The sequence below is a fragment of the Salipiger abyssi genome, from assembly GCF_017311415.1.
In the GTDB taxonomy this organism is placed as follows: domain Bacteria; phylum Pseudomonadota; class Alphaproteobacteria; order Rhodobacterales; family Rhodobacteraceae; genus Salipiger; species Salipiger abyssi_A.
The window spans coordinates 148,914-165,937 of record NZ_JAEKIS010000001.1 but is presented as its reverse complement, the minus strand read 5'-3'; the positions used below and the strand labels follow the sequence as shown (position 1 = coordinate 165,937).

The 17,024-nt window shown below is 67.0% G+C and carries 16 protein-coding genes, 1 other RNA gene and 1 pseudogene; 14 read left to right on the top strand and 4 right to left on the bottom strand.

What is annotated here, in order from left to right; all coding sequences use genetic code 11:
- Window positions 1–8 precede the first annotated feature (8 nt).
- The 9 genes and pseudogenes from gap to I6N89_RS00800 all read left to right on the top strand — a co-directional run bounded on the left by gap (window position 9) and on the right by I6N89_RS00800 (window position 7,837).
- Window positions 9–1,010, top strand: a complete 1,002-nt coding sequence (gene gap, locus I6N89_RS00840) for a type I glyceraldehyde-3-phosphate dehydrogenase (protein ID WP_207016341.1) — start codon at window positions 9–11, stop codon at window positions 1,008–1,010.
- A gap of 105 nt (window positions 1,011–1,115) precedes the next feature.
- On the top strand, window positions 1,116–2,195 hold the full coding sequence (fba, locus tag I6N89_RS00835) for a class II fructose-bisphosphate aldolase (protein ID WP_207016340.1): 1,080 nt from the start codon (window positions 1,116–1,118) through the stop codon (window positions 2,193–2,195).
- Window positions 2,196–2,219: 24 nt separating this feature from the next.
- On the top strand, window positions 2,220–3,683 hold the full coding sequence (locus I6N89_RS00830) for a form I ribulose bisphosphate carboxylase large subunit (protein WP_207016339.1): 1,464 nt from the start codon (window positions 2,220–2,222) through the stop codon (window positions 3,681–3,683).
- A gap of 80 nt (window positions 3,684–3,763) precedes the next feature.
- Window positions 3,764–4,183, top strand: a complete 420-nt coding sequence (locus I6N89_RS00825) for a ribulose bisphosphate carboxylase small subunit (protein WP_207016338.1) — start codon at window positions 3,764–3,766, stop codon at window positions 4,181–4,183.
- A gap of 103 nt (window positions 4,184–4,286) precedes the next feature.
- Window positions 4,287–5,219: a CbbX protein gene (gene cbbX, locus I6N89_RS00820; protein ID WP_207016337.1), complete on the top strand. Its 933-nt coding sequence runs from the start codon at window positions 4,287–4,289 to the stop codon at window positions 5,217–5,219.
- Window positions 5,216–5,917: a ribulose-phosphate 3-epimerase gene (rpe, locus tag I6N89_RS00815; protein ID WP_207016336.1), complete on the top strand. Its 702-nt coding sequence runs from the start codon at window positions 5,216–5,218 to the stop codon at window positions 5,915–5,917. Before cbbX ends, rpe begins: the two co-directional genes overlap by 4 nt.
- 3 nt (window positions 5,918–5,920) lie before the next feature.
- Window positions 5,921–6,475, top strand: a complete 555-nt coding sequence (locus I6N89_RS00810) for a thioredoxin family protein (protein ID WP_207016335.1) — start codon at window positions 5,921–5,923, stop codon at window positions 6,473–6,475.
- Window positions 6,476–6,593: 118 nt separating this feature from the next.
- Window positions 6,594–7,259, top strand: a complete 666-nt coding sequence (gene gph, locus I6N89_RS00805) for a phosphoglycolate phosphatase (RefSeq protein ID WP_207016334.1) — start codon at window positions 6,594–6,596, stop codon at window positions 7,257–7,259.
- Window positions 7,256–7,837: pseudogene (locus I6N89_RS00800) on the top strand (HAD-IA family hydrolase). The gene gph and the pseudogene I6N89_RS00800 overlap by 4 nt, the downstream one beginning before the upstream one ends.
- Window positions 7,838–8,008: 171 nt before the next feature.
- Here the strand turns inward: I6N89_RS00800 and I6N89_RS00795 are convergent.
- Window positions 8,009–8,608: an SAM-dependent methyltransferase gene (locus I6N89_RS00795; protein WP_207016782.1), complete on the bottom strand. Its 600-nt coding sequence runs from the start codon at window positions 8,606–8,608 to the stop codon at window positions 8,009–8,011.
- A 163-nt stretch (window positions 8,609–8,771) separates the two neighbouring features.
- On the opposite strand from I6N89_RS00795, the gene I6N89_RS00790 reads away from it, so the two are divergent.
- Genes I6N89_RS00790 through I6N89_RS00780 form a run of 3 tightly spaced genes read left to right on the top strand, consistent with a single transcriptional unit; the run spans window position 8,772 to window position 12,289 of the window.
- Complete coding sequence (locus I6N89_RS00790; protein WP_207016333.1) at window positions 8,772–9,986, top strand: ABC transporter substrate-binding protein; 1,215 nt, start codon at window positions 8,772–8,774, stop codon at window positions 9,984–9,986.
- Between the two features lie 37 nt (window positions 9,987–10,023).
- A complete protein-coding gene (locus I6N89_RS00785; protein WP_207016781.1) occupies window positions 10,024–11,664 on the top strand; it encodes an ABC transporter permease in 1,641 nt (546 codons plus the stop codon).
- Window positions 11,657–12,289 (top strand): ATP-binding cassette domain-containing protein, encoded by a 633-nt coding sequence (locus tag I6N89_RS00780; protein ID WP_207016332.1) that lies wholly within the window; start codon window positions 11,657–11,659, stop codon window positions 12,287–12,289. The genes I6N89_RS00785 and I6N89_RS00780 overlap by 8 nt, the downstream gene beginning before the upstream one ends.
- Window positions 12,290–12,597: 308 nt before the next feature.
- On the opposite strand, the gene I6N89_RS00775 is transcribed toward I6N89_RS00780, so the two are convergent.
- Together I6N89_RS00775 and nudC are read right to left on the bottom strand one after the other, a co-directional pair.
- Entirely contained in the window at window positions 12,598–13,068 is a 471-nt protein-coding gene (locus I6N89_RS00775; RefSeq protein WP_207016331.1) for an SRPBCC family protein, read from the bottom strand.
- A 51-nt stretch (window positions 13,069–13,119) separates the two neighbouring features.
- Window positions 13,120–14,082 (bottom strand): NAD(+) diphosphatase, encoded by a 963-nt coding sequence (gene nudC / locus I6N89_RS00770; RefSeq protein ID WP_207016330.1) that lies wholly within the window; start codon window positions 14,080–14,082, stop codon window positions 13,120–13,122.
- Window positions 14,083–14,278: 196 nt separating this feature from the next.
- On the opposite strand from nudC, the gene I6N89_RS00765 reads away from it, so the two are divergent.
- Both I6N89_RS00765 and ffs read left to right on the top strand, forming a co-directional pair.
- Window positions 14,279–16,255, top strand: a complete 1,977-nt coding sequence (locus tag I6N89_RS00765) for a bifunctional 2',3'-cyclic-nucleotide 2'-phosphodiesterase/3'-nucleotidase (protein ID WP_207016329.1) — start codon at window positions 14,279–14,281, stop codon at window positions 16,253–16,255.
- 56 nt (window positions 16,256–16,311) lie between these two features.
- Window positions 16,312–16,410, top strand: an RNA gene (gene ffs, locus I6N89_RS00760) — signal recognition particle sRNA small type.
- Window positions 16,411–16,513: 103 nt separating this feature from the next.
- Here the strand turns inward: ffs and I6N89_RS00755 are convergent.
- Window positions 16,514–17,023, bottom strand: a complete 510-nt coding sequence (locus tag I6N89_RS00755) for a dual specificity protein phosphatase family protein (protein ID WP_207016328.1) — start codon at window positions 17,021–17,023, stop codon at window positions 16,514–16,516.
- Between the last annotated feature and the right edge of the window lies 1 nt (window position 17,024).

The window sequence follows — 17,024 nt, the reverse complement described above, 5'->3', positions numbered from 1 at the left end:
GGACATCCATGACTGTCACGGTTGCGATAAACGGCTTTGGCCGTATCGGGCGAAATGTGCTCCGCGCCATCGCGGAATCGGGCCGCAGCGATATCGAGGTCATTGCCATCAACGATCTCGGCCCGGTCGAGACCAACGCCCATCTGCTGCGCTACGACTCGGTACACGGGCGCTTTCCCGGCGAGGTCACGGTGTCGGGCGACAGCATCGACCTGGGTCGCGGTCCGATCAAGGTGACCGCGCTGCGCGATCCGCGCGAACTGCCCTGGGGCGATGTGGATATCGCTCTGGAATGCACCGGCATCTTCACCGACCGCGACAAGGCGGCGCTGCATCTGGAGAACGGCTCCAGCCGCGTTCTGGTCTCCGCCCCTGCCTCGGGCGCCGACAAGACCATCGTCTTCGGCGTCAACCACGGCACGCTGACGGCGGCGGACAAGGTCGTCTCCAACGCCTCCTGCACCACCAATTGCCTGTCGCCCGTGGCCAAGGCGCTGAACGACGCCATCGGCATCGAAAAGGGCTTCATGACCACGATCCACAGCTATACCGGCGACCAGCCGACGCTGGACACGACGCACAAGGATCTCTACCGCGCCCGCGCCGCTGCCCTGTCGATGATCCCCACCAGCACGGGTGCGGCCAAGGCCGTGGGGCTCGTCCTGCCGGAGTTGAACGGCAAGCTCGACGGTGTGGCGATCCGGGTGCCGACGCCGAATGTCTCGGTGGTGGATCTGGTGTTCGAGGCGGCGAAAGACACGTCCGTCGAGGAGGTCAACGCCGCGATCCGCGCCGCCGCCGACGGGCCGCTGAACGGCATCCTCGGCTATACCGACGAGCCCAACGTCTCGATCGACTTCAACCACAACCCGCACAGCTCGGTCTTTCACATGGACCAGACCAAGGTGATGGACGGGCGCATGGTCCGCATCCTGTCGTGGTATGACAACGAATGGGGCTTCTCCAACCGCATGGCCGATACGGCGGTGGCGATGGGAGCGCTCATCTGATGCGCTTCCCACCGATCTCATTCCTGAAACCATCGGGCGGCAAGACGCTGCCCGGCATCGCGGCGCTTTGCGCGCCCAAGCAAGCGGCCTGAGGGAGGACCGAGAATGGCACTGATAACGCTCAGACAATTGCTGGATCACGCCGCCGAGAACAGCTACGGCGTGCCGGCCTTCAACATCAACAACATGGAACAGGGCCTCGCGATCATGGAGGCCGCGAAGACCACCGGCGCGCCGGTGATCCTGCAAGCCTCGCGCGGGGCGCGGAAATACGCCGGCGATGTGATGCTGCGCCACATGGTCGAGGCGCTGTGCGAGATGTATCCCGACAACCACGTCGTGATGCATCAGGATCATGGCAACAACGACGCCACCTGCCTCTCGGCGATCCGCCATGGCTTCACTTCGGTGATGATGGACGGCTCGCTGGAGGAGGACATGAAGACCCCCGCCAGCTATGACTATAACGTCGAGATCACCCGTCGGGTGACCGAGGCCGCCCATGCGGTCGGCGCCTCGGTCGAGGGCGAACTGGGGGTTCTGGGCTCGCTGGAGACCGGCGAGGCAGCGGCGGAGGACGGCTCGGGCGCCGAGGGCAAGCTGTCGCACGACCAGCTTCTGACCGATCCCGATCAGGCGGTGGAGTTCGTGCTGGCCACCAAATGCGATGCGCTGGCCATCGCCTGCGGCACCTCGCACGGCGCCTACAAGTTCACCCGCAAGCCCGATGGCGACATCCTGTCGATGAAGACCATCCAGGGCATCCACGAGAAACTGCCGAACACACATCTGGTGATGCACGGCTCCTCTTCGGTGCCGCAGTATTTGCAGGATCTCATCAACGCCCATGGCGGGCACATGCCGCAGACCTATGGCGTGCCCGTCGAGGAGATCGAGAAGGGCATCCGCATGGGCGTGCGCAAGGTGAATATCGACACCGATTGCCGCATGGCGATGACCGGGCAGTACCGCCGGATCGCGCAGGAAAAGCCCGAGGAATTCGATCCGCGCAAGTTCAACATCCCCGCGATGGAAGAGCTGACAAAGCTCTGCATCGACCGGTTCGAGCGCTTCGGCACCGCCGGTCAGGCCGCCAAGATCAAACCGATCTCGCTCGATGAAATGGCGCATCGCTATACCAGCGGTGCGCTCGCCCCCCGGATCGCCGCCGCCCACGCGGCCTGACCAGACCCCAGAGGAGGAACCACCATGCTGGACAACGCCAAGACCGTCACCGACGCCAAGAAGCGCTATAGCGCGGGCGTGATGAAATATGCCCAGATGGGCTATTGGGAGCCGGATTACACGCCCAAGGACACCGACATCATCGCGCTGTTCCGCATCACCCCGCAGGACGGTGTGGACGCGGTTGAGGCCGCCGCCGCCGTGGCAGGCGAAAGCTCCACCGCCACCTGGACCGTGGTCTGGACCGACCGGCTCACCGCCTGCGACAAGTACCGCGCCAAGGCCTACCGGGTGGATCCGGTGCCGAACAGCGAGGGCGAGTTCTTTGCCTATATCGCCTATGATCTCGATCTCTTCGAAGGCGGCTCCATCGCCAACCTGACCGCCTCGATCATCGGCAATGTCTTTGGCTTCAAGCCGCTGAAGGCGCTGCGGCTGGAGGACATGCGCCTGCCCGTCGCCTATGTGAAGACCTTTCAGGGGCCCGCCACCGGCATCGTGGTGGAGCGCGAACGGCTCAACGCCTATGGCCGCCCACTGCTGGGCGCCACGGTGAAGCCCAAGCTCGGGCTTTCGGGGCGCAACTATGGCCGCGTGGTCTATGAGGCGCTGAAGGGCGGGCTCGATTTCACCAAGGATGACGAGAACATCAACAGCCAGCCCTTCATGCACTGGCGCGACCGGTTCCTCTATTGCATGGAGGCGGTCAACCGCGCCTCCGCCGCCACCGGCGAGGTCAAGGGCACCTATCTCAACGTCACCGCCGCGACGATGGAAGAGATGTATGAGCGGGCGGAATTCGCCAAGTCGCTGGGCTCGGTCGTCATCATGATCGACCTGGTGATCGGCTACACCGCGATCCAGTCCATGGCGAAATGGGCGCGGGACAATGACATGATCCTGCACCTGCACCGCGCAGGCCATTCGACCTATACCCGCCAGCGCTCGCACGGGGTGTCGTTCCGGGTCATCGCCAAGTGGATGCGGCTTGCCGGGGTCGATCACCTGCATGCGGGCACCGTGGTCGGCAAGCTCGAGGGCGATCCGGCCACCACCAAAGGGTATTACGATATCTTCCGCGAGGAATTTAACCCGATGGCGCTGGAGAACGGCATCTTCTTCGATCAGGACTGGGCCTCGCTCAACAAGATGATGCCGGTCGCCTCGGGCGGCATCCATGCCGGCCAGATGCACCAGCTTTTGACCTATCTGGGCGAGGATGTGGTGCTGCAATTCGGCGGCGGCACGATCGGCCACCCGCATGGCATCCAGGCGGGGGCCACGGCGAACCGCGTGGCGCTGGAAGCGATGGTCTTTGCCCGCAATGCCGGGCGCGACATCTGGAACGAGGGCGAGGACATCCTGCGCGACGCGGCCCGCACCTGCACGCCGCTGAAACAGGCGCTCGATACCTGGAAGGACGTCACCTTCGATTACGTCTCGACCGACGCGCCCGATTTCGCGCCGACCCCAGAGGTTTCCGCCTGACCGATATCGGGGGAGAGAGGCCTCTCTCCCCCGCCCCCTCTCTGCGCCCGTGGCGCATGCCGACAGCGAAAGGACACAAAATGCGACTGAGACAAGGTCAATTCAGCTTCCTGCCCGATCTCACCGACGACGACATCCGCACGCAGGCGCAATACGCCATCGACAATGGCTGGGCGGTCTCGGTGGAATATACCGACGATCCGCACCCGCGGAATTCCTACTGGGAGATGTGGGGCCACCCGATGTTCGACAACCCGGACGCGGCGGCGGTGGTCTATGAGGTCAACGAATGTCGCAAGGAGCATGGCGGGAAATATATCCGCGTGCTGGCCTTCGACGCCACCGCGGGCTGGGAATCGATCCGCATGAGCTTCATCGTGAACCGCCCCGCCGAGGAGCCCGGCTTCCGCGTGGTGCGGCAGGAGGGCGAGGGCCGCAGCATCCGCTACACCGTGGAAAGCTACGCCATGCGCGAACCCGAGGGTGCGCGCTACGCCTGAGACGTCGGTGCCGGGGGCCTCGCGCCCCCGCCCGACCGGTCGCGGGGCGGGGAGCGCCCCGTATGGATATTTTCAGCCAATGGAAGACAGGAAGGTCGCCCTCATGACTGCCGAGCCCAAGGAGATGTCGCCGCAGACCGTGGATCTTGCTGCCGCCTACGAGGCCTCGGGCGTGAAAGAGGTGCTGCGCGAGCTCGACGAGACGCTGATCGGCCTGGCGCCGGTCAAGAAGCGCATCAAGGAGACGGCGGCGCTGCTGCTGGTCGACCGCGCGCGGCGCGAGATGGGGCTCGCCACCGAGACCCCCACGCTGCACATGAGCTTCACCGGCAATCCCGGCACCGGCAAGACCACGGTGGCGCTGAAGATCGCCGATCTGCTGCATCGGCTGGGCTATGTGCGCAAGGGCCATCTGGTGACCGTCACCCGCGACGATCTGGTCGGCCAGTATATCGGCCACACCGCCCCCAAGACCAAGGAGGTGCTGAAGAAGGCCATGGGCGGCGTGCTCTTCATCGACGAGGCCTATTACCTCTATCGCCCGGAGAACGAACGCGATTACGGGCAGGAGGCCATCGAGATCCTGCTCCAGGTCATGGAGAACAATCGCGACGATCTGGTGGTGGTGCTGGCGGGCTATGCCGACCGGATGGACCGGTTCTTCGACTCCAACCCCGGTTTCCGCTCGCGCATCGCGCATCATATCGAATTTCCCGATTACAGCGACGACGAGCTGGCGCGGATCTCCGAGACCATGCTCGCCGAACAGAATTACGTCTTTGACGGGGCTGGCAAGCGTGCGATGGAAGAGTATATCGGCAAGCGGCGCGCGCAGCCGCATTTCGCCAACGCGCGCTCCATCCGCAATGCGCTCGACCGGGCGCGGCTGCGGCAGGCCAACCGGCTGTTCGAGACCTCGACCGGCCCGCTCGACGCAAAGGCGCTGAGCACGATTACAGAGGCGGATATCCGCCCCAGCCGGGTCTTTCAGGGCGGGCTGGACGTGGACCGCGCGCATGAGGAGACACGCGCATGAGCTTTGACCGTTCCATCAAGATCGCCCCGTCGATCCTCTCGGCCGATTTCGCCAATTTCGGCGCCGAGATCCGGGCCATCGAGGCGCAGGGCGCCGACTGGGTGCATGTGGATGTGATGGACGGGCATTTCGTCCCGAACCTCACCTTCGGCCCGCCGGCGGTAAAGGCGTTTCGCCCGCATGTGAAAACCTTCATGGACGTGCATCTGATGATCGCGCCGGTGGATCAATACATCGAGGCCTATGCCGAGGCGGGCGCCGACATGATCACCGCCCATGTGGAGGCCGGCCCACATATCCACCGCACGCTTCAGGCGATCCGCGCCCAAGGAGTGAAATCCGGCGTGGTGCTGAACCCGGGCACGCCGGCGGAGGCGGTGGCCGATGTGCTCGATCTCTGCGACATGGTGCTGATCATGACGGTGAATCCCGGTTTCGGCGGCCAGAAATTCATCCATTCCGGCATCGAGAAGACCCGCAAGATCCGCCAGATGATCGGTGACCGCGAGATCCATATCCAGATCGATGGCGGCATCACCCCCGAGACCGCGCCGCTGGTGGTCGAGGCCGGCGCCGATGTGCTGGTGGCGGGTTCGGCGGTGTTCAAGGGCGGCTCGGTCGATGCGCCCGAGGTCTACGGCCAGAACATCCGCGCCATCCGCGAGGCGGCGGAGGGCGCCCGGGCCAAGGCGGCCTGAGCCATGGCCGCGATCCCGCCCGTCTGCAATTTCGGCTGGAAGGCGCCGGGCTTTTCCCTGCCCGGCACCGATGGCCGCCGCTACGGCTATGCGGATATCGCCGGGCCAAAGGGCACGCTGGTGATGTTCATCTGCAATCACTGCCCCTATGTGCTGGCGGTGCTCGACCGGATCATCCGCGATGCGCGCGACCTGCAAACGCTCGGCATCGGTGTCGTGGCGATCTCCGCCAACGATGCCGAGGCCTATCCGCAGGACAGTTTCGAGAACATGACACGCATGGCGGAGGAGCGCGGCTTTCCCTTCCCTTATCTCTATGACGCGGCACAGAGCGTGGCGCGCGCCTACGATGCCGCCTGCACGCCGGATTTCTTCGGCTTCGACGCGGGCGGCGGTCTGCAATATCGCGGCCGGCTCGACGCCTCGCGCCGCGAGGCCGGCCCGGCGGATCTGCGCCGCGATCTCTACGAGGCGATGAAACAGGTGGCCGAGACCGGCCATGGCCCGAAGGAGCAGATCCCCTCCATGGGATGCTCGATCAAGTGGAAATCCGCCTGAGAGGCGCGCGCCCTGCGCGTCTTCTCTTTCCAAATACGCATGCTCCAGCGCCATCGCCGCGACCTCCCGGTCCGGGGCGCGACCTCCGCCACCAAGGATCTTCTCCGTGAATGCCCCCATGAAAACCATCGTCTTCGACCTCGACGGCACGCTGATCGACAGCGCCCCCGACCTGCATCTCGCCGCCAATCTGGTGCTGCGCGACGAAGGCCTGCCCGAGATCAGCTTTGCACAGGCGCGCAGTTTCATCGGCAAGGGCGCGGGGGTGCTGATCAGCCGGGTCATGGAGGCGGTGGGCCTGGGCGACGATCCGGCGGAACACGCCCGCCTGCTGGCGAAGTTCATGAGCCATTACGAGGGCGAGCCCGCGCATACGCGGGTCTATCCGGGCGTGATGGACGCGCTGGCGCGGCTCGAGGCGATGGGCTGCGCCATGGGGCTCTGCACCAACAAGCCGGGCGAACCGACGGCTATCGCGCTGCGGCATTTCGGCTTCGACCGGTTCCTCGGCAAGGTCGTCAGCGCCGACACCCTGCCCCGGCGCAAGCCCGATCCGGCGCCGCTTTTGCATGTGATGCGCGATCTCGGTGCCGAAACGGCGCTCTATGTCGGCGACAGCGAGGTCGATGCGGAGACGGCGGAGCGCGCCGGCCTGCCCTTCGCGCTCTATACCGAAGGCTATCGCAAGACGCCGGTGGCGGAACTCTACCACAGCTATGTTTTCGATCATTTCGACCAGCTGCCGGATCTTGTCGCGCGGCATTTCTCCGACGTGCAGGCATGACGCCCGCGGCGCTCATCTTCGATGTCGACGGCACGCTGGCCGAGACCGAGGAGGCGCACCGGCAGGCCTTTAACGAAACCTTCGCCGCGGAAGGGCTGGGCTGGCACTGGACGCGGGAGGCATACCGGCGCCTGCTGGGCACCACCGGCGGCAAGGAGCGCATCCGCGCCTGGCTGGCTGAGACCGGGGAGACCGTGCCCGATGTCGCCGCCCTGCACGCGGCCAAGACACGGCGCTATGTGCAGATCCTGCAAACCGGCGGGCTGCGCCTGCGCGAGGGTGTGGCCGAACTGATCGATGCAGCGCGGGCGGCAGAGCTGAGGATTGCGGTGGCCACCACCACCAGCCGGCCGAATGTCAAGGCGCTCTGTCAGTGCTGATGGGGCAGCCCGGGCGATGCCGTCTTCGACGTGATCGCGGCGGGCGACGAGGTGGCGGCGAAGAAACCGGCGCCGGATGTCTACCTGCTGGCGCTGCACCGGCTGGGTCTGCCCGCGAGCCGCGCGCTGGCGTTGGAGGACAGCCGTAACGGCGTACTCTCGGCGCGCGGCGCGGCGCGGGGCTGGAGGTGCTGGTGACGCCCTCGGTCTACACAGACGGCGAGGCGTTCGACGGCGCGCCGGTGCTGGGCGCGCTGCGCCGCGATGCGCTGCCAGAGGGGTTGCGCGGGCTGTTTCCCGCCCGCGCCTGAGCAAATTCCTTCGAAGGAATTTGCAAGACCCTTCGAAGGGTCTTGGCCGCCCCCGCCGTCACGACAAAGGCTTCACCGCCACGAGGTCGATCAGCGCCGAGCGCCCGACATGGCCGCCGCCCTCGTCGAGCTCTGCCTCATAGGCTTCGAGCTCGCGGATCTCCAGATCGCCAAAGGCCTCGCGCAGCAGCTCGGGCGTATAGAGGTTCTCCACCGCCTTCGGCCCGCCCGTGCCATGGTCGAGCTGTTTCGGCGTATAGCCATGCAGCATCAGCACCCCGCCGGGTTTCACCGCGCGTTTCATCCGCTCGAAAAGTCGCGCCCGCGCCTCGGGGCCGACAAACTGGATGAACACACCCAGCACCAGATCGAACCGCGCCTCGGGCCAGGCCCAGTCCTCGATATCGGCCACCTCATAGGCCACCGCGACCCCGCGCTCATGCGCCAGCGCCCGCGCCTTCTCGACCGCCGTGGGCGCCCCGTCCCAGGCGATCACCTTCAGGCCCTTTTCCGCCAGGAACACCGAGTTGCGCCCCTCGCCATCGGCCACGGACAGCGCGAACTCTCCTCGCTTCAGCCAGCTTTCGTGCCGGCGCAGGAAGGCCGCCGGCTCGCGCCCGAATACGTAATCCTCGGTATTGTAGCGCTCTTCCCACATGCGGATCTCCATATCTGTTGCCTCAGAGACCTAGGCGCGACCCCCTGCCGAAACAAGCCAAAGCCTGTAACCTTCCCCACCGGAATGTCATTTGACCGGCGCCCGGGGCGCTTGCCATAAGCATCGGAAATACCGGCAAAAGCCGGCTCAGGGAGACCCGCCAATGAAATCCGTCATCGCCACCGCAACACTGGCCGCAACACTGGCCGCCACGCTCGCCCTGCCCGCCTGGGCAGACCCCGATCCCGCCGACTGGCAGGCGGTGCGCGAGGCGGCGCAGGGCCAGACCGTCTACTGGAACGCCTGGGGCGGTTCGGACTCGGTCAACGCCTTCATCGCCTGGATCGGCGCGCAGGCGGCGGATCGGGGCGTGACGCTGGAACATGTCAAGCTCAGCGACACCGCCGAGGCGGTGAGCCGCGTGCTGGCGGAAAAGACCGCCGGCAAGGATATCGGCGGCGGCATCGACCTCATCTGGATCAATGGCGAGAATTTCGCAGCGATGAAGGATCAGGGCCTGCTCTTCGGCCCCTGGGCGGAGGCGCTGCCCAACCGCGCGCTGACCAATCCCGAGAACGCGGCGCTTTCGGCGGATTTCACCGTGCCCACCGACGGGCTGGAAAGCCCCTGGGGCACGGCGCAGCTTGTCTTCTACCACGACAGCGCCCGCCTGCCCGAGCCGCCGCGCTCGATGCAGGCGCTGCTCGACTGGTCAGAGGACAACCCGGGCCGTTTCGCCTTTCCGCAGCCGCCGGATTTCCTTGGCTCGACCTTCCTGAAACAGGCGCTGATCGAGCTGACGCCGGATCGCGACGCGCTCTCCCTGCCGGTGACGCAGGCCGATTACGCCGCCGTCACCGCGCCGCTCTGGGAGTTCATGGACGCCCTTACCCCGCTGCTCTGGCGTCAGGGCCGGGCCTATCCGCAGAACAGCGCGCGGCTCATTCAGCTCATGGCCGATAACGAGATCGACATCGGCTTCGAATTCAACCCCAACGCCGCCGCCAATGCCATCGCCAACGGCCAGCTTCCGGACAGCGTGCGCAGCCATGTGCATGAGGGCGGCACGCTGGGCAATGCGAGCTTTGTCGCCATCCCCTACAACGCCAATGCCAGGGAAGGCGCGATGGTGGTGGCCAATATCCTGCTCTCGCCCGAGGCGCAGGCGCGCATGGCCGATCCGGAGATCTGGGGGCTCGGCACCGTGCTCGACATGGCGCGGCTCGACGAGGCCGACCGCGCCCGCTTCGAGGCCATCGCCGCCGGCCCCGCCACGCTGAGCGCCGCCGAGCTCGGCGCCCCCCTGCCCGAGCCGCACCCGTCCTGGATGGAGCGGCTGGAGGACGACTGGGCGGCGCGCTACGGGATCGCCGAGTAAGGTGTTACGGCTCGCCCCGGCCCTGACGCTGCTGGTGATGCTCGGCCCGGTGGCTGCGGGCTTGGCTGGCACGCTGCTGCCCGCCTTCGGGGTGATGCCGGCGCTGGGGCGGATCGAGCCGGGGCTGATGCCCTTCCGCGATCTCATGGCCTGGCCCGGCCTGCCGCGTGCCATGGCGCTGAGCGCCGGCACCGGGCTCGCCGCCACGGCGCTGGCGCTCGGGCTCACCGTGCTGATCTGCGCCGGCTGGCAGGGCACACGCGCCTTTCGCTGGCTGGAGCGGGCGCTGTCGCCGCTGCTCTCGGTGCCACATGCCGCCGCCGCCTTCGGGCTGGCCTTCCTGATCGCGCCGTCAGGCTGGATCGCCCGCGCAATCGCCCCGCTTGCCGGCTGGCAGCGCCCGCCCGATCTGCTGATCCTGCAAGACCCGCTGGGCCTGTCGCTGATCGCCGGGCTGGTGGTCAAGGAAGTGCCCTTCCTGCTGCTGATGACACTCGCCGCGCTGCCGGCGCTGCGCCCGGGCCAGAGCCTCGCCACCGCGCGCAGCCTCGGCTACGGGCGCAGCACCGGCTGGCTGCTGACGGTGTTCCCGAGGCTCTATCCGCAGATCCGCCTGCCGGTCTATGCGGTGCTGGCCTTTTCCATGAGCGTGGTCGATGTGGCGCTGATCCTCGGGCCGAACACGCCGCCGACGCTCTCGGTGCAGGTGCTGCGCTGGATGAACGATCCGGATCTGGCGCTGCGCCTGCGCGCCGCCGCCGGGGCGCTGCTGCAACTGGCGCTGACCGTCGCGGCGCTGGGACTGTGGCGGCTGGGCGAGGCGGTCGTCGCGTGGCTCGGTCGGCGCCGGATCGCAAGCGGCGCGCGTGGCAAGCGGGACGGCGCGCTGCGGGGCGTGTCGCTGCTGCTCGGCGCGCTCTCGGCGGCGGCGGTCTTTCTCGGGCTCGCTGCGCTCGCGGTGTGGTCGCTGGCGGGGTTCTGGGGCTTTCCAGCCCTGCTGCCCGACGCGCTCACCCTGAAAAGCTGGATGCGGCAGGGCGGCATGCTGATCGCACCGGCGACCGAGACCCTGCGCATCGCACTGCCGGCGGTCACCATCGCGCTGGTGCTGGTACTCGCCTGTCTGGAGGCCGAGCAGCGCCACGGGCTGCGCCCGACGCAGCGCGCGCTCTGGCTGCTCTACCTGCCGCTGATCGTGCCGCAGATCGCCTTTCTGCCGGGACTCCAGATCCTCGCGCTGGTCGGCGGGATCGACGGCACGCGAGCGGCGGTGATCGCCGCGCATGTGATCTTTGTGCTGCCCTATCTCTTTCTGTCGCTCTCCGATCCCTACCGCGCCTGGGACACACGCCACGCCGCCGTCGCCCGCGCCCTCGGCGCCTCGCCTGGAGGCGTGTTCTGGCGGGTGCGGCTGCCGATGCTGCTGCGCCCGGTGCTGACGGCGGTGGCGGTCGGCTGCGCGGTCTCGGTCGGGCAGTTCCTGCCGACGCTGCTGCTGGGCGGCGGCCGGGTGCCGACGCTGACCACCGAGGCGGTGGCGCTCGCCTCGGGCGGCGCGCGGCGGGTGATCGGGGTCACAGCCCTTGCCCAGACCGCGGCGGCCTTCCTGCCCTTCGCGCTGGCACTGCTGCTGCCGGCGCTCATCTGGCGCAACCGGCGGGGGTTGCGCCATGGCTGAGGGGCTGCGGCTGGAGGATGTGCGGATCTCGTTCGGGCGGCGCCTGCTGCTGGCGCTCGATGCCGCCGTGGCGCCAGGCGAGGTGCTGACGGTGATGGGACCGTCGGGATCGGGCAAATCGACGCTGCTGGCGGCAATCACCGGCACGCTGGCTCCGGGCTTCACGCTGGAGGGCCGGATCCTGCTCGACGGGCACGACATCACCGCCCTGCCCCCCGAGGCGCGGCGCACCGGCATCCTGTTCCAGGACGAGCTGCTGTTTCCGCATCTCTCGGTGGGCGGCAATCTGGCCTTCGGTCTGTCGCCGCAGATCCGGGGCCGCGCCGCCCGGCGGGCGCGGATCGACGCGGCGCTGCAAGAGATCGGCCTCGCGGGGTTTGCGGCGCGAGACCCGGCGACGCTGTCGGGCGGGCAGAAGGCACGGGTGGCGCTGATGCGCATGCTTCTGGCGGAGCCGCGCGCGCTGCTGCTCGACGAGCCATTCTCGCGCCTCGACACGGCGCTGCGCGGGCAGATCCGGGCGCTGGTCTTCGGGCGTGCAAAGGCGCAGGGGCTGCCGGTTCTGCTGGTGACCCACGATCAGGCGGATGCCGATGCGGCGGGTGGGGCGGTGGTCCGGCTCTAGGAGGATGGTTAAGGGAGCATTGTAGACGGGTGTGCGGTGGGCAGATTGCCCACCCTACGTTTGAGCTTAGCTAGGGCGCGGGGCGAGGCCGCAGCCGGCCCCGTCGCACCAAAGGTGCGCCGTTTATCATCGGCACGCCTTTGGCGTGACGGGCTGGCGATTCGGTAATCTGAAGGCAACGTGGCGAGGTCTTTAGGATTTGGCCAAGATAAACCGAGAGGTTCAGGGCTCCGTTCGCCAACCCACGGGCCGACGATGACACGGCTCAAACGTAGGGTGGGCAATCTGCCCACCGCGGCCGAACCGCCTCACCCCTCGCGCTTCAGCCGGTCCTCCAGCTCCTTGGCGTAATCCGCCATCTTCACCCGAAAACGCTTTTCCACATTGCCCTTGGCAAGCTTCATCGAATGCAGCAGAACCCGCGCCGAAAGCGTCTTGGGCGTGAGCGCGATCTCCATGCCGACCCGGGTGCGCGACCGCGACAACGCCACGAAGTCGATCTGCGTCACCGCCTCGATCCCGCCCGACACCGTGCGGTAGCACAGCCGGTTGGGCACATCGTATTCGGTCAAGGCGATCTCCGCCTCGCGCGGCTTGCCGCGAAAGCGGAACCCGGCCAGCCAGCCCATCCCAGCCGCCGGCTGCGCCGGATCGCCCGAAACCCGCCGCACATCGACGCCCCGGCGCATCACCTGACGCTCCAGATGCTCGAAATCGCTCGCCTGGGAGAATACCCGATCGAGCGGCGCCTCGATATCTTCCTTGGTCGATAACTGCATCCTGCCCTCTTATCCATCATCGAAGATGTTGTCTTTGCACGCAGTGTCGCGTCAAGCCAGCCGGTCCGCAAGCCAGTTGCGCAGCAGAAAATGCGCAATGGAGCCCTTTCGCGCCGGCTTGATCTCGGGCACGGCGCCGGCAAAGGCCTCCGCCAGCTCCTCGCGGCTGACCCAGCGCGCCTCTTCGATCTCGCCCGGGTCGATCTCGATCCGCTCGCTCTCGGCCTCGCCGTGGCAGCCGATCATCAGAGAGGCGGGAAACGGCCATGGCTGGCTGGCGAGATAGCGCACCGCGCCGACGCGCACGCCGCTCTCCTCAAAGACCTCGCGACGCACCGCCGCCTCCAGCGTCTCGCCCGGTTCGACAAAGCCCGCGAGGCAGGAATACATCCCCTCCGGCCAGCCATGCGAACGCCCCAGCAGGCAGGCATTGCCACGCGTGACAAGCATGATCACCACCGGATCGGTGCGCGGGAAATGCTGCGCGCCGCAGGAGGGGCAGATCCGCTGCCAGCCCGCCATGAACACATCGCTCGCGGCGCCGCAGCGGGCACAGAAGCCGTGGCTCGCATGCCAGGAGAAAAGCGCGCGCGCCGTCGCCCCAAGCTCGGCGGCGCGTGGCGTGAGCCGGGTGAGCAGCGTGCGCAGCTCGACGAAACGCTCTTCCGGGGCGCAGGCCGGGTGATGCTGTTCGCTCTGATCGAGAAAGCCGCCCTCGGCATCGCCTGCTGCCTCCGGCTCCCAGGCCGAAAGATCATGCGCAAAGATCGCGGCCTCGCCCTCGCGGCCCAGAAACAGCGGCGCGGCACGCGCCTCGCGCAGCACCGGATGATCGAGCGGCAGGCGACAGGGCTCTGCCGCCTCCCCCGCCACCAGCAGCTTGCCTCGCCAGAGCGCCAGGGTGCGGCTGCTCTCGGCCTGCATCAGCGCGGCCATAGCCGGGATATCGCCCCTCAGCTCCGCGGCACGGTCGAGCCCCGAACCGCCAAAGGTCACCTCTTCCGCATGTCGCATCGTCACCGCTCCCTCGCACCGCCCAACCCGGCATGCCACGACAGCCGCCGCGTGGCAAACCGGATTCGGCGCGTGCGCTGCCGCAACGGAAGCCTCTCCCAAAGGTTGAACGGCGTCGTTTTTTCTTTCCTCATGTCGTGGGGATGTTGGGAAACTGGTTTACGCACGAATCGACTCTCAGCGAAGGAGCGCAATCATGTCCCGGCCCCGCACATCCGACCTCTCCCGCCGGTCCTTTCTGGCGGGCACAGCCGCAGGCTCCGCATTGATCGCACTTCATCCCTATTCGGCGAATGCCGCGCCGAACCAGGCCCATCTCCGGATCATGGAAACCACGGACCTGCATGTGCATGTCTATCCCTACGATTATTACGCCGACAAACCGGTCGATACGGTCGGGCTGTCGCGCACCGCGTCGATCATCCGGGGCATCCGCGCCGAGGCGACCAATGCGATGCTGTTCGACAATGGCGATTTCCTTCAGGGCAATCCGATGGGCGATTACATCGCCTATGAGCGCGGCATGAAGGAGGGCGACGCCCATCCGGTCATCACCGCGATGAACACGGTCGGATTCGACGCCGGCACGATCGGCAACCACGAATTCAACTACGGGCTGGATTTTCTGATGAAATCCGCCGCTGGCGCCGAATTCCCCGTCGTTCTGGCCAATATCGCGACCGCGGCCGGCGCCGGTCCGCGCGCCGACAAGACGCTCTTCAAACCTTATGTCATTCTCGACCGCGTGCTGACCGACGGCGCCGGCAACAGCCATCCGATCCGCGTCGGCGTGATCGGCTTCACCCCGCCGCAGGTGATGAACTGGGACCGCAAGCATCTCGAAGGCAATGTCCAGGCCCGCGACATCGTCGAGACCGCGCGCGCCTGGGTGCCGCAGATCGTCGAGGACGGCGCGGATCTGGTCATCGCGCTCAGCCATTCCGGCATCGGCGCGGCGGATCATGCCGAGGGCATGGAGAACGCCTCTGTGCCGCTTGCCGGGATCGACGGGATCGACGCGGTGATGACCGGCCACAGCCATCTGGTTTTCCCCTCGCCGACCTATGCGGATTACGCGGGCGTCGATGCTGGCGCCGGCACGATCCACGGCAAACCGGCGGTGATGGGCGGTTTCTGGGGCTCGCATATGGGGCTGATCGACCTGCTGCTGGAACGCGACGGCAATGAATGGCGCGTGGTCTCGACCAGTTCCGAGGCGCGCCCCATCGCGCAGCGCAACGAAGACCGCTCGGTCACCGCGCTGGTCGAGGACGACCCCGCGGTTCTGGCCTCGGTCGCGCAGGCGCATGAGGAGACGCTGGCCTATGTGCGCCGCGCCGTGGGCAAGACCTCGGCACCGCTCTATTCCTATTTCGCGCTGGTGGCCGACGATCCTTCGGTACAGATCGTCTCGAACGCACAGCAATGGTATATCGCGCAGATGATGAAGGGCACGGACTACGAGGGGCTGCCCATCCTCTCGGCGGCGGCACCGTTCAAGGCCGGCGGACGCGGCGGGCCGGAGTATTACACCGATGTGCCCGCCGGCGATGTGGCGATCAAGAACGTGGCCGATCTCTACCTCTACCCCAACACCGTGCGCGCGGTGAAGGTGACCGGCGCACAGCTGCGCGGCTGGCTGGAGCGCTCGGCGGGCATGTTCAACCGGATCGCGCCCGGATCGCAGGACGCGGTGCTGCTGAACCCGGATTTCCCGAGCTACAATTTCGACGTGATCGACGGCGTCAGCTACCGGATCGACCTGTCGCAACCGTCGCGTTTCACCTCCGGCGGCGAACTGGCGGCACCGGAGGCGCAGCGGATCGTCGATCTGCGCCATGACGGTGCGCCGGTGACCGACGAGATGGAATTCATCATCGCCACCAACAATTATCGCGCCTCCGGCGGCGGCAGCTTCCCGGGCACCGGCGATACGGTGATCTTCGAGGGGCCGGACACCAACCGCGACGTGATCGTGCGCTATATCGTCGAGCAGGGCACCATCAACCCGAGCGCCGACGACAACTGGCGCTTTGCCCCGATGCCAGGCACCACCGTGCTGTTCGAGACCGGCCCGGCGGCGCGCGGTTATGTCGAGGACATGCAGGCGCTGGATCTCGAGGATGCGGGCGACACGCCGGAGGGCTTTGCGCGGTTCCGCATCGCGCTCTGACATCAGGCAAAGACGCCGGGGTTGCGAATCCGTCGCCGCGGCATTATCTGCGCTCTTGAGAGGTTGGCGCGGGCAGGCGCCTCGCCAACCCGGTCAGGTCCGGAAGGAAGCAGCCGTAACGAGCCCCGCTTGGGTCGTTGTCCAGCCTCTCACCTCTTTCCCCGCAATTTCGTGATGGCCTTCGCGAGAACGCGGGTGGGGAAAACAAAGATTTTTCGTACGAAAAATCTTTGAACGAAAAAATTCGTACGAATTTTTTCAGTCCTCGTGCCGCAGAAACTGTGCCGCCTCGCGCCGTCCCGCCATCGCCCAGCGCATCTGGGCTCTCGTCTCCACCGCACAGGGCCGTACCGCGCGTAACCGCGCCAGCGCCTCGTCGCCCGCCTCCCCTGCCTCGATCATCAGCCGCAGCGCAACCATACCCGAGCGTCCGCACCCGCCCCGGCAATGCACCAGGACGCGCCCGCCACCCGAGAGCGCGCGGCGCGCAAATCGACTGAGTTCCGGCCAAAGCGCCAGAAGCGGCTCGTCGGGCGTTCCGAAATCGGCAATCGGCAGATGCGCCCAGCGCGCGCCATGCTCCTGCACATGCTGGCCGATCTCCTGCGCGCCAACCGCTTCCAGTTCGGCCCTGGTAGCCAGCGAGATGACCATGGCCGGGCGCCATTCGTCGAGATGCGCCATGTCCCCCGCGTAGTCGCCTTCCAGCCCCGGCAGTGGCGCGATGGCGAGGATGCCGCCTGCAACGGGAAGCGCATGCACGATCATC